The sequence below is a fragment of the Enterobacter cloacae genome, from assembly GCF_013375935.1.
GTDB classification, from domain to species: Bacteria; Pseudomonadota; Gammaproteobacteria; order Enterobacterales; family Enterobacteriaceae; genus Enterobacter; species Enterobacter pasteurii.
Map to the genome: position 1 here is coordinate 1,581,375 of NZ_CP056117.1, position 15,447 is coordinate 1,596,821.

General features: G+C 54.9%; 11 protein-coding genes and 1 pseudogene. 9 read left to right on the top strand and 3 right to left on the bottom strand.

What is annotated here, in order from left to right; genetic code table 11:
• Nucleotides 1-143 precede the first annotated feature (143 nt).
• A complete protein-coding gene (gene zapG / locus HWQ14_RS07495; RefSeq protein ID WP_022649554.1) occupies nucleotides 144-542 on the bottom strand; it encodes a Z-ring associated protein ZapG in 399 nt (132 codons plus the stop codon).
• A gap of 189 nt (nucleotides 543-731) precedes the next feature.
• Between zapG and zapE the strand changes: the two genes are divergently transcribed.
• The 9 genes and pseudogenes from zapE (at nucleotide 732) to HWQ14_RS07540 (ending at nucleotide 9,322) form a co-directional block, all read left to right on the top strand.
• Nucleotides 732-1,856 carry a cell division protein ZapE gene (gene zapE / locus HWQ14_RS07500; RefSeq protein ID WP_176609367.1) on the top strand — a complete coding sequence of 375 codons (1,125 nt, stop codon included), beginning with the start codon at nucleotides 732-734 and terminating at the stop codon, nucleotides 1,854-1,856.
• Between the two features lie 289 nt (nucleotides 1,857-2,145).
• Nucleotides 2,146-2,574 carry a 50S ribosomal protein L13 gene (gene rplM / locus HWQ14_RS07505; RefSeq protein ID WP_003860434.1) on the top strand — a complete coding sequence of 143 codons (429 nt, stop codon included), beginning with the start codon at nucleotides 2,146-2,148 and terminating at the stop codon, nucleotides 2,572-2,574.
• A gap of 15 nt (nucleotides 2,575-2,589) precedes the next feature.
• Nucleotides 2,590-2,982: a 30S ribosomal protein S9 gene (gene rpsI, locus HWQ14_RS07510; RefSeq protein WP_003860436.1), complete on the top strand. Its 393-nt coding sequence runs from the start codon at nucleotides 2,590-2,592 to the stop codon at nucleotides 2,980-2,982.
• Between the two features lie 307 nt (nucleotides 2,983-3,289).
• Nucleotides 3,290-3,928, top strand: a complete 639-nt coding sequence (gene sspA / locus HWQ14_RS07515) for a stringent starvation protein SspA (RefSeq protein WP_014071978.1) — start codon at nucleotides 3,290-3,292, stop codon at nucleotides 3,926-3,928.
• 5 nt (nucleotides 3,929-3,933) lie between these two features.
• Nucleotides 3,934-4,432, top strand: a pseudogene (sspB, locus tag HWQ14_RS07520) (ClpXP protease specificity-enhancing factor).
• Nucleotides 4,433-4,854: 422 nt separating this feature from the next.
• Nucleotides 4,855-5,526: a DUF1120 domain-containing protein gene (locus HWQ14_RS07525; protein ID WP_176609369.1), complete on the top strand. Its 672-nt coding sequence runs from the start codon at nucleotides 4,855-4,857 to the stop codon at nucleotides 5,524-5,526.
• A gap of 110 nt (nucleotides 5,527-5,636) precedes the next feature.
• The gene (locus HWQ14_RS07530) at nucleotides 5,637-6,341 is read left to right on the top strand and encodes a fimbria/pilus chaperone family protein (RefSeq protein ID WP_176609370.1); all 705 of its coding nucleotides are present in this window, start codon (nucleotides 5,637-5,639) and stop codon (nucleotides 6,339-6,341) included.
• A gap of 6 nt (nucleotides 6,342-6,347) precedes the next feature.
• The gene (locus HWQ14_RS07535; protein ID WP_176609371.1) at nucleotides 6,348-8,774 is read left to right on the top strand and encodes a fimbrial biogenesis outer membrane usher protein; all 2,427 of its coding nucleotides are present in this window, start codon (nucleotides 6,348-6,350) and stop codon (nucleotides 8,772-8,774) included.
• Nucleotides 8,771-9,322: a hypothetical protein gene (locus HWQ14_RS07540; protein ID WP_148422344.1), complete on the top strand. Its 552-nt coding sequence runs from the start codon at nucleotides 8,771-8,773 to the stop codon at nucleotides 9,320-9,322. Before HWQ14_RS07535 ends, HWQ14_RS07540 begins: the two co-directional genes overlap by 4 nt.
• A 38-nt stretch (nucleotides 9,323-9,360) precedes the next feature.
• On the opposite strand, the gene gltD is transcribed toward HWQ14_RS07540, so the two are convergent.
• A complete protein-coding gene (gltD, locus tag HWQ14_RS07545) occupies nucleotides 9,361-10,779 on the bottom strand; it encodes a glutamate synthase subunit GltD (RefSeq protein ID WP_176609372.1) in 1,419 nt (472 codons plus the stop codon).
• A 9-nt stretch (nucleotides 10,780-10,788) separates the two neighbouring features.
• Nucleotides 10,789-15,249 carry a glutamate synthase large subunit gene (gltB, locus tag HWQ14_RS07550; RefSeq protein WP_176609373.1) on the bottom strand — a complete coding sequence of 1,487 codons (4,461 nt, stop codon included), beginning with the start codon at nucleotides 15,247-15,249 and terminating at the stop codon, nucleotides 10,789-10,791.
• Nucleotides 15,250-15,447: the final 198 nt, after the last annotated feature.

The following is a 15,447-nucleotide window of genomic DNA, read 5'->3' on the forward strand; positions in this document are numbered from 1 at the left end:
AAAAAGAACGGCCCCAAAAACATCTTGATGTTATTGAATTTTCAACCGCTGAACAATGAGGTGTTTGACTAAATAATAGCTGGGGACGGGAAGAAAGGACGGGCGCATAAGGTGCGCCCGTTAAATTTATTCAGCTTGTGCGATTAATCGCGTTTTACGCCACCGCGCAGCAGGCCGGACGCGCCGTCAGAATAGTCGCGTGGCATCTGCACCGGCGCCTGATCGTTACCGGCTTCTGAATCCGCCAGGCGATTGCGGAAGGGGTTGCTTTCCGCGGTCATTTCCGGCAGCAGGCTGCTGGAGCTTTTTGCCATGTGCTGGTAGAGCTGGCGATAATCTGTCGCCATGTTGTCCAGCAGCTCGGCGCTACGGGCAAAGTGGCTGACCAGCTCTTCGCGGTATTCTTCCAGTTCGGCTTTGTTCTTTTCCAGTTCGTATTGCAGTGACTGCTGCTGACGCAATTTGCGGTTACCGAAACGCATGGCCACGGCACCGATAATGATGCCGACGACTAAACCGATTAGCGCATATTCCCAGGTCATGAACTTCTCCCGTTGTCTTGTTGTTCCGTAGGGTGTTGGCTCGGCTCCTGCCTGTGCCTGATTATGCCACTATAACCGCTATTTCCGCAGAAGTGGAATCCTGACGTATCATCGCGTAGTGTAGAACGGCCTTTTTTTCATCAGCCACGACCGCTGATGAGGTTTAACTAAAGGAATAACAATAACATCATGCAAAACCTGTCCCCGTCATCGCGTTACCAGCTGGCCCTGAGTGAGGGCACGCATCAGCCGGATGATGTCCAGCGTGAGGCGGTTAACCGCCTGGACACTATTTACCATGAACTCCAGGCTAAACCCGCCGAAGCGGTGCAGAGCAGCGGGCTGAAGGCGGCATTCGGCCGTTTGCTGGGCAAAAAAGAGCCGCAGGTAAACGCACCGGTTCGCGGCTTATATATGTGGGGCGGCGTAGGGCGCGGTAAAACCTGGCTGATGGATATGTTCTACCAGAGCCTGCCCGGCACGCGTAAGCAGCGTCTGCACTTTCACCGTTTTATGCTGCGGGTCCATGAGGAGCTGACGGCGCTGCAGGGCGAAACCGATCCGCTGGAAATCGTAGCGGACCGCTTCAAGGCTGAAACGGACGTGCTCTGCTTTGACGAGTTTTTTGTTTCCGATATTACGGATGCCATGTTGCTGGGGGGACTCATGAAAGCGCTGTTTGCGCGCGGAATCACCCTGGTGGCGACCTCCAATATCCCGCCGGATGAACTGTATCGCAACGGCCTTCAGCGGGCGCGTTTTCTCCCCGCCATTGATGCCATCAAGCAGCACTGCGACATTATGAATGTCGATGCCGGTGTCGATTATCGTCTGCGCACGCTGACGCAGGCGCACCTGTGGCTTTCGCCGTTGAACGACGACACGACCCGGGAGATGGAGAAACTGTGGCTGGCGCTGGCGGGCGAAAAGCGGGGTAACGCGCCCGAGCTGGAAATTAACCATCGTCCGTTGCCGACGCTGGGCGTCGAGAACCAGACGCTGGCCGTCTCTTTTGCCACGCTGTGTGTGGATGCACGCAGCCAGCATGACTACATCGCGCTTTCGCGGCTGTTCCATACCGTCATGCTGCTGGATGTGCCGGTGATGACGCCGCTGATGGAGAGCGAAGCGCGCCGCTTCATCGCGCTGGTGGATGAATTTTACGAACGCCACGTCAAGCTGGTGGTCAGCGCCGAGGCGCCTTTATATGCGATCTACCGGGGCGAGCGCCTGAAGTTTGAGTTCCAGCGCTGCCTGTCGCGTTTGCAGGAGATGCAAAGCGAGGAATACCTGAAGCTTGAACATATGCCGTAAAAGCCCCCCTTTCCCGGTGGGAGAGGGGCTGGGGGTGAGGGCACCAGACCGCACAAACTTGCCCCCCGAAAAACCCATTCCAAATCACATTTAAGGGTCGATCTTTGACCTCAACTTCTCTATAATCTTGCGACCCCACGTTACGAGAAGGTTTTTTTCCCGAAACTTTCTATGTGTCGGCATGTGCTATTCGAAGGGGTAGGTTTGCCGGACTTTGTCGTGTGAACCTCAACTGACTAAACGTTTGGGTGTTCACCAACGTGTAACTTATTATTTGGGTAAGCTTTTAATGAAAACTTTTACAGCTAAACCAGAAACCGTACAGCGCGACTGGTATGTTGTTGACGCGACCGGTAAAACTCTGGGCCGTCTGGCTACTGAACTGGCTCGTCGCCTGCGCGGTAAGCATAAAGCGGAATACACTCCGCACGTTGATACCGGTGATTACATCATCGTTCTGAACGCTGACAAAGTTGCTGTTACCGGCAACAAGCGTACTGACAAAATGTACTACCACCACACCGGCCACATCGGTGGTATCAAAGAAGCGACCTTTGAAGAGATGATTGCTCGCCGTCCTGAGCGTGTGATTGAAATCGCGGTTAAAGGCATGCTGCCAAAAGGCCCGCTGGGTCGTGCTATGTTCCGTAAACTGAAAGTTTACGCAGGCAACGAGCACAACCACGCGGCACAGCAACCGCAAGTTCTTGACATCTAATCGGGATTATAGGCAATGGCTGAAAATCAATACTACGGCACTGGTCGCCGCAAAAGTTCCGCAGCTCGCGTTTTCATTAAACCGGGCAGTGGTAAAATCGTAATTAACCAGCGTTCTCTGGAACAGTACTTCGGTCGCGAAACTGCCCGCATGGTAGTTCGCCAGCCGCTGGAACTGGTTGATATGGTAGAAAAACTGGATCTGTACATCACCGTTAAAGGTGGTGGTATTTCCGGTCAGGCAGGTGCGATCCGTCACGGTATCACCCGCGCTCTGATGGAGTACGACGAATCCCTGCGTTCTGAACTGCGTAAAGCTGGCTTCGTTACTCGTGACGCTCGTCAGGTTGAACGTAAGAAAGTGGGTCTGCGTAAAGCACGTCGTCGTCCACAGTTCTCCAAACGTTAATCCCTTCTGCTCACGCAGAACGATTGGCGAAAAACCCGCTTCGGCGGGTTTTTTTATGGATAATGCGCAGGTTATCCACAGTAACAATTCATATATCTTCTCTTTTTCCACATTTCCGGCATCCCCTCACCACAAAGCCATCAAAATCTGGTAAACTATCATCCAATTTTCTGCCCAAATATCGGTGAATACTCGATTTTTGTTCGATTCTTGAACAATGTGTCTTCTCTGGGATGGGCGATACTTCATCTGGCTGGCCCCGTTGGGCTGGTAGCAGTAAAAATTCTGAATATACCTGGAGGTTTTCATGGCTGTCGCTGCCAACAAACGTTCGGTAATGACGCTGTTTTCTGGTCCTACTGACATTTATAGCCATCAGGTTCGTATCGTGCTGGCCGAGAAGGGTGTCAGTTTTGAGATCGAGCATGTGGAAAAGGATAACCCGCCTCAGGATCTGATCGATCTCAACCCGAGCCAAAGCGTACCGACGCTGGTGGATCGCGAGCTGACCCTGTGGGAATCCCGTATCATTATGGAATACCTGGATGAGCGTTTCCCGCATCCGCCGCTGATGCCTGTTTATCCTGTTGCGCGTGGCGAAAGCCGCCTGTACATGCAGCGTATCGAGAAAGACTGGTACACGCTGATGAACGTTATCGTTAACGGTTCCTCTTCAGAAGCGGATGCTGCACGTAAACAGCTGCGTGAAGAGCTGCTGGCGATTGCGCCGGTATTTGGTCAAAAGCCGTTCTTCCTGAGCGATGAGTTCAGCCTGGTAGACTGCTACCTGGCACCGTTGCTGTGGCGTCTGCCAACCCTGGGCGTTGAGTTCAGCGGCCCTGGCGCGAAAGAGCTGAAAGGCTACATGACTCGCGTATTTGAACGCGACTCTTTCCTGGCATCCTTAACTGAACCGGAACGTGAAATGCGTCTCGGCCGAGGCTAATGACTGTGGAAATGTCACAACTTTCACCACGCCGTCCGTATCTGCTGCGCGCCTTCTATGAATGGCTGCTGGATAACCAGCTCACGCCGCACCTGGTTGTGGATGTGACGTTGCCGGGCGTGCTGGTTCCAATGGAATACGCACGCGACGGACAGATTGTACTGAATATTGCGCCACGCGCCGTCGGTAACCTCGAGCTGGCAAACGACGAAGTGCGCTTTAACGCGCGTTTCGGCGGCGTGCCGCGTCAGGTTTCCGTACCGCTGGCCGCGGTACTGGCTATCTACGCCCGTGAAAACGGTGCAGGCACCATGTTTGAGCCGGAAGCGGCGTACGATGAAGACGTTGCCAGCCTGAACGATGACGATGCAGCCGAGGCGCGCGAAAGCGACACGGTGATGTCCGTTATTGACGGTGACAAACCCGATACTCAGGATGATAACGATCCGGATGACGATCCGCCGCCACGCGGGGGGGCGTCCTGCTCTCAGAGTGGTAAAATAACGACTCATCCCTTATAAAATCCAGCCCTCGTCAGTCGGCTGGATTTTTTTATGGATAAAGACAGTACGTTACCCGTTGGGAGAGTATTTTTATCATGTATAGGTTTGTTGAAAATTAAGACAATGCAATGCATTATTCCATATAAGAGAGGTGATGGAATAAAGATATAATCTTTATAAGCTCGCTTAATCAATAAATATTATGAATAAAAATGGGCTATAAAGAGCTTGAGGGTGCTTTTTTATATATCCTACCTATTGTTTGAGAAAATCTAAAAAGAATAATTAATAAACCTAAATTGCATGTATTTAAGATTTCTATATTATCGCGGCATGCTTTCTGCATAGGGGATGATAACGACAGGCAGGGATGGTTTACGTCGATATTGTATTGGCTATATCTCATAAGTTAAGGATTAACTCATGAAAAAGATTCTATTGGCAGCAACATTCTTCCTTTGCGTAAATTCGACGTTTGCCTCTGAAACCGCGATACTGAAAATCAAAGGTACGCTGACGAGCTCGGCCTGTACCCCCGAATTTAGCAATGGCGGTGTGGTGGACTACGGCAACATCCGCTTAGGTGAATTGTCATCTACAACCGTTAACCAGCTTGGTCAAAGGAATATCGATCTTACTATTACCTGCACGGCAGCAACAAAAGTTGCCTGGAATATGATAGACGATCGAGCCGATTCTAACGCGGGTTTAACCGTGTCTGCCGGGACATTCACGGGAGGCGCGCAGAGTGCAATTAACCAGACCTACGGTGTCGGAAAAGCGGGCACGGTAAACATTGGCTCTTATGCCATGTTCATGAAGGTGAACAGCATTACTGCAGACGGCAAATCGGTGGATCCCATATATCAGCAGAATGGTTCATCAACCTGGGCTAAAAGTACTGACGGCTCCAGCCAGGGCGAAAATAATCGCAATATTACCGTCGCATTATCAGGAACTGTTGACCCGCTCGCTTTTCAGACAGCAACATTTCCGCTGGTAACGTCTCTGGCTATTCAAAATACCGCAACGCTTGCCATTACCGATGATACCCGACTGGATGGCCAGCTAACGATTAGCCTTAAATATCTCTAATCCCTTCGAATTTAAAGTGAGTTAAATTTAATGCAGAGGGAAAGCTTTTTCTCTCATAAAGAAGCGCCATAAACACGGAGTGTTAAGTAGTGCTTTCAAGGAATATACCTATGACATGCTCTAAAAATGTTTTATTTAAAACGCTCGCCGTAGCCGCCTTATTCACGGCACAGTTTGCTGCGCACGCCGCAGGCATGGTTCCAGAAACCAGTCTGCTGGTTATTGATGAAGCGACCCACAGCGGCACCATCAACGTTAAAAATACCGACAGCCATCCTTCGCTGTTGTACACCGACGTGGTGGATCTGCCAGATGACAAGGGCCTCAAACTCGTCACCACTCAGCCCGTGGTGCGACTCGAACCCGGTCAGACTCAGCAATTGCGCTTCATCCTGCAAACCAGCAAACCGCTAGACGTTGAGCACTACAAGCGTGTGACCTTTGAAGGTATCCCGCCGAAGAGCGATGACAACAAAGTGAAAATTGGCATCAATATTCGTCAGGACCTTCCCGTGCTGATTCGCCCGGCGAAGCTGGCAGTGGTGACCGATGCCTGGAAGTTCCTCGACTGGACCGCCTCCGGCACCTCCGTCACGGTAAAAAACCCGAGTAAGTATGTTGTACGCCTGGCCCAGAACGTGGTGCTGCAACCATCGGGTATCAGCGGCGTGCTGGCTAAAACCTACATTTTACCTGGCGAAACCATGACGGTTTCGATGGGTAAATCCGTCAGCGGCAATAACAAAGTGAAATTTTTCCCTGCCAGCCGCTATGGCGTTGAAGTCCCCAGTTTTATTGCGGATCTGAATAAATAAAGGATTATGGCAGTGCGTAAAAAAAGCCAACTTGCACTTTTTGTGCGCGCTGTGATTTATAGCGCAATACCTCTGATGCTTCTTGATGCCCCCTCCCTCCACGCGAGGGAGGTAACGTTTGATACCGATATCCTCAAATCCCGTGGGCTGGGCACCGATCTGAACCGCTACTTTGCTGAAGCCCCACGCTTTTTACCGGGGACGCACTCCGTTTCGGTCAAAGTGAACGGCAACAATCGCGGAACGGCAGCCGTACGCTTCAGTGAAGACGGTACGATGTGCGTTGATAACGACTTCCTGGAATTCGCTGGCCTCATGCCGGTTCCCATAAAGGCAAACGAAACCTGCCACGATCTTCGCAGCGATTATGCTCAGGCGGTGATTAACCCTTTGCCAAACCAGGAGACGGTCGAGCTTTATCTGCCACCGGAAGCGCTTAACAGCCTGAGCGCTGATGTGAAAAACTTCCAGCATGGCGGCACGGCAGGCATGCTTAACTACTCGTTATTCAGCACCAAAAGCGACTACAGCGGCAGCGATGGCAGCAGTAACCGTTACTCACAGGCAAGCCTGGAGGCGGGATTTAACGCGATGGACTGGTCTCTGCGCAGCCGCTATATCCTGACGGACGATGACGGCAACCGAAACGCAGAGAGTATTTACACTTACGCCGAACATGTATTTGTTCCCCAGCGCCTGACCATGCAGGTGGGGGAAGTTAACGCCATGTCAGATGTGCTAAGCGGCATTCCCATCACGGGTGTGCAGTTAATGCCGACCAGCGGTTTACAGAAAGACAGTACCGGGGTGAGCGTATCCGGTATTGCCCGTACCTCCCAGGCGCGCGTTGAGGTTCGCCAGAATGGACGGCTTATCTTTAACACCCTGGTGCCAGCGGGACCGTTTACCCTTGATGATGTGCCCATGGTGCGCAATAACGTCGATCTGGACGTCACCGTTGTCGAGTCTGACGGTTCGAGCAACCACTACATTGTTCCCGCCGCATCCGTAAAAGCGCGAAACCTGTCAAGACCAAACGGGCTGACCGTTTCGGCAGGCCAGGTACGCGACATTGACAGCGACTACAGCGATCCGCTGGTGTTCAACGTATCCGATGGCTGGCGAATTTTCCCCTGGATGAACCTCCTTGCCTCCGGCGTGGTGGCGGAGGATTACCAGGCGGCAGGGGCGCGCACGGAGTTTATGGTCACCGATGGCTGGAACGTCTCCACCAGCATGGCCGCCAGCAAGGCGCACTTTGGTGACAGCGATAACGGTATCAAAAACGAATTACAGAGCGATTACTCGCTGACCGAGAACGTAGGCCTGTCTGCCAGCGTGGCGCACTACAGCGGTGATTACCGCGAACTGGCGGATGCGATGGACGATGATTACGAGGGTTACGACAACAGTTATTCGGGCAACGTGCGTTGGTCTACTCAGCTTGCCGGGGCTTTTAGTGCTGGTCTGAGCTACAACCAGGCGGCAGGAGAGGGCGAGGATTCTCGCTATTTACTGCTTACATGGGGGAAAACCTTCAAATACGCTTCGATCAACGTGAACTGGCAAAGCGCAGTGGGCAGCACCGATGATGACCAGGACGACGATCTGCTCTACATCAACCTCAGCATTCCGTTAGGCGGTTCGCAGAGCCTGAGCTCCTATATGCGCAAGCAGGGCGACAGCACCAGCTACGGCCTGGCAAACAGCGGCTCGCTGGGTAGTGACACCAACTACTATATTTCTGCCGATCGTGACCAGGAAACGAAGGAAAACAGTTTTAACGGTAACGTCAATACCAACCTGCATTACACCCAGCTGAGCGTAGGTGGGGGAACCAGCGGTGATAACCAGCGTAACTACAGTGCCACCCTGTCCGGCGGCATTGCAATGCATAAAGACGGCGTCACCTTCTCGCCGTATTCCATCAAGGATACCTTCGCGATTGCCAGACTGAGCGAGCCGAAAGCGGGTGTGGAAATCACCACGCCGCAGGGTACCGTCTGGACCGACCGCTGGGGTCAGGCTGTTATTCCTGGTTTGACGGAGTGGCGTAACTCGCGCATCGAAGTAGACGCGAACAAGTTACCGCAAAGCATGACCCTGGCAAACGGTACCAAATATATTGCTGCTGCACATGGTTCGGTAAGCGAAGTGAGCTTCAAGGTACTGAACAGCCGCCGCGTGATGTTACGCATCAAACAGGCGGACGGTAAGCCGCTGACGAAGGGGCTGTCCGTAGTGGATGACAAAGATAACTACATAGTGACGGTCGTTGATGACGGGCATGTCTTCCTGAACGATGCCGACCGGGTCGCTGCACTGTATGCCATCAATGATGACAACCAACGTCTGTGCAGGCTTGAGTTCGCACTTCCTGAAAAGCATGACGAAGACGCGTTTTATGAGGAAGTGAACGGAGTATGTCGATGAACCTTCAACGTCTGGCTGCGCTATTGCTGCTTGCTTTACCAGGGCTTTCTTATGCTGAAGAGTGCCAGTTAACGCTCTCTCAGCAGATTGTGGATTACCATCAGATGCGGCGTGACAACATCATTTCCAGTCAGCAAAGCTGGAACAAAATGCCGGAAAAAGACATTAACGTCAGCGTTTATTGCCCGGAAAAGCAGCAGATGGCGACCCTGTTGCAGGGGGCTTCTGGCCAGAAAGGGCGTTTTCAGTTCGGTCAGAACGGCGGTGTGGCGATTAAAGTCAGCAACCTGACGCTTGATGGTAAAAGCTACAGCGTAGGGAAAACAACGGATCAGGTGAACTTTACGCCGGATAATGATAGTGGATCATCACTGTTTATCCGCAATAACGAGGCCGTCGTGGCGGTTGAGAACGGTCAGGTTCCCGTTGGACAGCAAATGAATTTTACCGTAACCATTTTCCCGGTGCTGAATGACAGCGCGTTTAGCCATATTGCGGATCAAACCGCGCTCGAGACTGACCTGGCGTGGCAGCTTCTTAAGAAATAATCCAAAAAAAAAGCCCGGCTTATCACCGGGCTTTTTTATTACACTTCCAGGTAGTTCAGAATACCGTCAGCCGCTTTACGACCTTCGGCAATCGCCGTTACCACAAGGTCAGACCCGCGAACGATATCTCCACCGGCGAAGATTTTTGGATTGCTGGTCTGGAACGCATTGTCGCTGCCTTCTGGCGCAATAATGCGGCCCTGTGAATCCAGCTCAACGCTGTGCTTCGCCAGCCACTCCATGCTGTGAGGACGGAAACCGAACGCCATTACCACGGCATCGGCCGGGATCACATGTTCGGAGCCTGCGACGATCTCCGCGCGACGACGGCCTTTTGCATCCGGCGCGCCCATCTCGGTACGCGCCATCTTCACGCCGCTTACTTTGCCGTTAGCATTCACTTCAATACCGAGAGGCTGGATGTTGAACTGGAACTCGACGCCCTCTTCACGCGCGTTCTTCACTTCGCGTTTAGAGCCCGGCATGTTCTCTTCGTCACGACGATAGGCGCAGATCACGTGTGCCGCATTCTGACGAATGGAGGTACGCACGCAGTCCATTGCGGTATCACCGCCGCCCAGCACCACCACGCGTTTGCCTTCCATGCTGACGAACGGCTCGTCGGCAGTTTCGCCGTAGCCCATGATTTGCTTAGTGTTGGCGATAAGGAACGGCAGGGCATCATACACGCCTGGTGCCTCTTCGTTTTCCAGACCGCCGCGCATCGACTGATAGGTGCCCACGCCGAGGAACACGGCGTCGTAATCCTTCAGCAGATCGTCGAGCTGCACGTCGCGGCCCACTTCCACGTTCAGCTTGAACTCGATGCCCATGCCGGTAAAGATTTCACGGCGGCGGGTCATCACCTCTTTCTCCAGCTTGAAGGCCGGGATACCGAAGGTCAGCAGACCGCCGATCTCCGGATGACGGTCAAAGACCACCGCCTTCACGCCGTTACGGGTCAGGACGTCCGCGCAGGCCAGGCCAGCAGGGCCTGCACCGATAATCGCCACGCGCTTGTCGGTTTGACGCACGCCGGTCATATCCGGGCGCCAGCCCATCTCAAACGCTTTATCGTTGATATAGCGCTCAATATTACCGATGGTCACCGCGCCAAACTCGTCGTTCAGCGTACAGGAGCCTTCACACAGACGGTCCTGCGGACACACGCGGCCGCACACTTCCGGCAGGGTGTTAGTCTGGTGAGAGAGCTCGGCGGCTTCGAAAATACGTCCTTCGTTAGCCAGCTTCAGCCAGTTCGGGATGTAGTTATGTACCGGACATTTCCATTCACAGTAAGGGTTACCGCAGGACAGGCAGCGGTCTGCCTGCGCTTTGGCCTGGCCTTCTGAAAACGGCTCGTAGATTTCTACAAATTCAATTTTACGGATCTTCAGCGGTTTCTTTGGCGGATCAACACGCTGCAGGTCGATAAACTGGTATACGTTCTGGCTCATCTGAATTCCTTACTGCGCCTGCACGCGCAGCTCTGCTGCGCTACGACTACGGTGACCCAACAGGGCTTTAACATCGCTGGACTTCGGCTTAACCAGCGCGAATTTCGCTGAGAACGCCGGCCAGTTCGCCAGGATCTCTTCGCCGCGCGAAGAACCGGTATGCTGCACGTGTTCGGTAATCAAACCGCGCAGATGTTCTTCGTGGATGGCCAGCGTATCAACGTCCAGCACTTCCACCAGTTCCGGGTTCACGCGTTTGCGGAACTCACCGTCTTCATCCAGGACGTATGCAAAACCGCCCGTCATGCCAGCGCCGAAGTTCACGCCGGTTTTACCCAGGACGCACACAATTCCGCCCGTCATGTATTCACAGCCGTTATCGCCAATGCCTTCCACCACGGTGATAGCACCGGAGTTACGCACCGCAAAACGTTCGCCCGCGCGGCCCGCGGCAAACAGGCGACCGCCGGTTGCGCCGTACAGACAGGTGTTACCGATGATGCTGGCCTCGTGACTGCGGAATGCCGAACCGACCGGAGGACGCACCGCCAGCAGACCGCCCGCCATGCCTTTACCGACGTAGTCGTTGGCATCGCCGGTAAGGATAAGCTCAACGCCGCCGGCGTTCCACGCGCCGAAGCTCTGACCCGCCGTACCGCTGAAGTGCGCGGTGATCGGATCCGCTGCCAGCCCCTGATCGCCGTGCGTTTGCGCGATGTAGCCGGAGAGCGATGCGCCCACGGAGCGGTCGGTATTGCGGATATCAAACCAGAACGTTTTGCTCTGCTTCTCGTCAACATACGGCTTTGCCTGCTGCAGCAGCTGCGCGTTCAGCACGCCGTTGTCGAACGGCGGGTTTTTCTCGGTGCAGTAGACCGCTTTGCCTGGGTGCGGCTGCGCGGTTTCCAGCAGCTTGCTCAGCTCAAGCTTCTGCTGCTTCGCCGTGAAGCCTTTCAGCTCTTTCAGCAGGTCGGTACGGCCGATCAGATCCACCAGACGCTTCACGCCCAGCTGTGCCATCAGCTCGCGGGTTTCACGGGCGATGAAGTCAAAGTAGTTGGTCACCTTGAACGGCAGGCCGTGATAGTGGTTCTTACGCAGCTTCTCGTCCTGGGTTGCAACGCCGGTTGCGCAGTTGTTCAGGTGGCAAATACGCAGGTATTTACAGCCGAGCGCGACCATCGGGCCGGTACCGAAGCCGAAGCTTTCCGCGCCCAGAATCGCTGCCTTGATGATGTCGAGGCCGGTTTTCAGGCCGCCGTCCACCTGCAGACGGATCTTGTGACGCAGGCCGTTAGCGACCAGCGCCTGCTGGGTTTCCACCAGACCAAGCTCCCACGGGCAACCCGCGTATTTCACGGAGGAGAGCGGGCTTGCGCCGGTACCACCGTCGTAGCCAGCAATGGTGATCAGATCCGCATAGGCTTTTGCTACGCCGGTCGCAATGGTGCCGACGCCCGGCTCGGAAACCAGCTTCACGGAGATCATCGCTTTCGGGTTGACCTGCTTCAGGTCGAAAATCAGCTGCGCCAGATCCTCGATAGAGTAAATATCGTGGTGCGGCGGCGGAGAGATCAGCGTCACGCCCGGTACCGAGTAGCGCAGTTTGGCGATGTACGGGGTGACTTTATCACCCGGCAGCTGGCCGCCTTCGCCCGGTTTAGCACCCTGAGCGACTTTAATCTGAATGACGTCGGCGTTAACCAGGTACGCAGGCGTTACGCCAAAGCGACCGGATGCCACCTGCTTGATACGCGACACTTTGTTGGTGCCGTAACGCGCCGGATCTTCACCACCTTCGCCGGAGTTCGAGTTGCCGCCGATGCTGTTCATGGCTTCCGCCAGCGCTTCGTGGGCTTCCGGGCTCAGGGCGCCGATTGACATCGCCGCGGTATCGAAGCGTTTAAACAGCTCAGAGGCAGGCTCAACGTCGTCGATGCTGACAGCCTCGTCACCCGGGTTCAGGGCAATGAGATCGCGCAGCGTCGCCGCCGGACGGTTGTTTACCAGCTCAGCGTACTGCTGATAATCGCTGTATTCGCCGCTCTGCACCGCCTGCTGCAGCGTGCGCACCACGTCCGGGTTGTAGGCGTGATACTCGCCGCCGTGAACGTATTTCAGCAGACCGCCCTGATCCAGCGGCTTGCGTGCCAGCCAGGCGCGTTTAGACAGGTTCACCAGATCCTGCTGGAAGTCAGCAAAACCGGCGCCGCCGATACGGCTGATCACGCCCTGGAAGCAGAGGTTGGCCACATCGTCATGCAGACCCACCGCTTCAAACAGCTTCGAGCAGCGGTAGGAGGCAATGGTCGAGATGCCCATTTTGGACATGATCTTGTACAGGCCTTTGTTGATGCCGTTACGGTAGTTCAGCATCACCGCGCGGTAGTCTTTATCGATGGCGCGGGTATCCACCAGGCGGGCCAGCGTTTCGTAGGCCAGGTACGGGTAGATCGCCGTGGCGCCAAAGCCTAACAGCACGGCAAAGTGGTGCGGATCTCGGGCGCTCGCGGTTTCCACGATAATGTTGGCGTCGCAGCGCAGGCTCTTATCCACCAGACGCGTCTGGATAGCGCCTACCGCCATTGGCGCAGGCACCGGCAGACGATTTTTTGCGATATTGCGATCGGACAGCACCAGCAGAACGGTACCGTTACGTACCATCTGTTCGGCTTTGTCGCACAGCGCGTTTACCGTCTCTTCGAGGCTGGTTTCGGTCACGTCGAACGTAATGTCGAGCGTGTCGGCACGGTAGTGCTCCTCGGTCATGGTAGTGAGCTGTTTGAAGTCAGAGTAGAGCAGGATCGGCGACTTAAAGGTCAGACGGTGCGCCTGGCCTTCGGCTTCGCAGAAGACGTTCATTTCGCGGCCGATGCTGGTGGCCAGCGACATGACGTGGGCTTCACGCAGCGGATCGATCGGCGGGTTGGTTACCTGCGCAAACTGCTGGCGGAAGTAGTCGTAAATAATACGCGGCTGGCTTGAAAGCACGGCAAACGGGGTATCGTCACCCATGGAGCCGACCGCTTCCTGGCCGTTTTCACCCAGAACGCGGATAACCGAGTCCAGCTCTTCCGCGCTGTAGTTGAACTGCTTCTGGAAGCTCGCAAGCGTATCATCGTCCATTTCACGGCTGCCCACCTCTTCGTCCGGCAGATCTTCAAACGGCACCAGGCGACGCACGTTTTTCGCCATCCACTCTTTGTATGGATGACGGCTTTTCAGATCGTTATCGGTTTCCGCAGAGTGCAGAATACGGCCGCCGCGGGTATCGATAACCATCAGCTCGCCCGGACCGACGCGGCCTTTTTCAACCACTTCGTCAGGCTGGTAATCCCAGATCCCCACTTCAGAGGCGCAGGTGATGAGCTTATCTTTGGTGATCACGTAGCGCGCCGGACGCAGGCCGTTACGGTCCAGGTTACAGGCAGCGAAGCGACCGTCGGACATGACGATGCCCGCCGGACCGTCCCACGGCTCCATGTGCATGGAGTTAAAGTCGAAGAACGCGCGCAGCTCCGGATCCATGTCCGGGTTATTCTGCCAGGCCGGTGGCACCAGCAGACGCATCGCGCGCACGATGTCCATCCCGCCTGCCAGCAGCAGCTCCAGCATGTTATCCATGGAGCTGGAGTCAGAGCCGGTTTCGTTCACGAACGGCGCGGCATCGTGCAGGTCCGGGATCAGCGGGGTCTGGAACTTATAGGTACGGGCACGGGCCCACTGGCGGTTACCGGTGATGGTGTTGATTTCGCCGTTGTGCGCCAGATAGCGGAACGGCTGAGCCAGCGGCCAGCGAGGTACGGTGTTTGTGGAGAAGCGCTGGTGGAACAGGCAAATGGCCGATTCCAGACGCAGGTCCGCCAGGTCCAGGTAGAAGCGCGGCAGATCGGCCGGCATACACAGACCTTTATAGATGTTCACCAGGTTCGAGAGGCTACAGACGTAGAACTCTTTATCGTCCTGAAGACGTTTTTCAATGCGGCGGCGGGCGATGAACAGACGGCGTTCCATATCACGCGGACGCCAGCCCGCAGGCGCGTTAACAAAAATCTGTTCAATACGAGGCAGCGAGGAGAGGGCGATTTCACCGAGTACCCCTTCGTTAGTTGGCACATCGCGCCAGCCGACAATGGACAGGGTTTCACGCTGAAGTTCTTCTTCGACGATGCGGCGTGAGGCGGCCGCTTTTTCAGGATCCTGATTCAGGAACAGCATGCCGACAGCGTAGTTTTTGGCTAAACGCCAGCCGCGCTCTTCCGCCACGATGCGGAAGAAACGATCGGGTTTTTGCAGCAGCAGGCCGCAACCGTCGCCGGTTTTACCATCGGCAAGGATGGCGCCACGGTGCTGCATACGGGCCAGTGCGTGAATAGCGGTACGCACCACCTTGTGGCTAGGTTCGCCTTCTATGTGGGCGATCAGGCCGAAACCACAGTTATCCTTCTCAAGGGATTTATCGTACAACATATCAGTGAACCTCCCCAGGCTCGTCGGGCTTCCCACTGAACGTAACCGTGGCGCACAGGCACAGAAAGAGCGTGGCGACGGGGCTGGCGTTTCATACGCGGACCTCGCATTCGCCCTCTTTTTCATCCTTTCGCGCAGGTAAACAAGTTTGAGGACTTGCTTCAGAGGGAATCTCAATTACTGCATAAATATGATGAG

What these genes read in the sequence shown, in the direction of transcription:
- zapE (WP_176609367.1), top strand. Translation starts at nt 732, where the DNA reads ATGCAAAACCTGTCCCCGTCATCGCGTTACCAGCTGGCCCTGAGTGAG.
- HWQ14_RS07540 (WP_148422344.1), top strand. Translation starts at nt 8,771, where the DNA reads ATGAACCTTCAACGTCTGGCTGCGCTATTGCTGCTTGCTTTACCAGGG.
- rpsI (WP_003860436.1), top strand. Translation starts at nt 2,590, where the DNA reads ATGGCTGAAAATCAATACTACGGCACTGGTCGCCGCAAAAGTTCCGCA.
- HWQ14_RS07535 (WP_176609371.1), top strand. Translation starts at nt 6,348, where the DNA reads ATGGCAGTGCGTAAAAAAAGCCAACTTGCACTTTTTGTGCGCGCTGTG.
- rplM (WP_003860434.1), top strand. Translation starts at nt 2,146, where the DNA reads ATGAAAACTTTTACAGCTAAACCAGAAACCGTACAGCGCGACTGGTAT.
- gltD (WP_176609372.1), bottom strand. Translation starts at nt 10,779, where the DNA reads ATGAGCCAGAACGTATACCAGTTTATCGACCTGCAGCGTGTTGATCCG.
- HWQ14_RS07530 (WP_176609370.1), top strand. Translation starts at nt 5,637, where the DNA reads ATGACATGCTCTAAAAATGTTTTATTTAAAACGCTCGCCGTAGCCGCC.
- zapG (WP_022649554.1), bottom strand. Translation starts at nt 542, where the DNA reads ATGACCTGGGAATATGCGCTAATCGGTTTAGTCGTCGGCATCATTATC.
- sspA (WP_014071978.1), top strand. Translation starts at nt 3,290, where the DNA reads ATGGCTGTCGCTGCCAACAAACGTTCGGTAATGACGCTGTTTTCTGGT.
- gltB (WP_176609373.1), bottom strand. Translation starts at nt 15,249, where the DNA reads ATGTTGTACGATAAATCCCTTGAGAAGGATAACTGTGGTTTCGGCCTG.
- HWQ14_RS07525 (WP_176609369.1), top strand. Translation starts at nt 4,855, where the DNA reads ATGAAAAAGATTCTATTGGCAGCAACATTCTTCCTTTGCGTAAATTCG.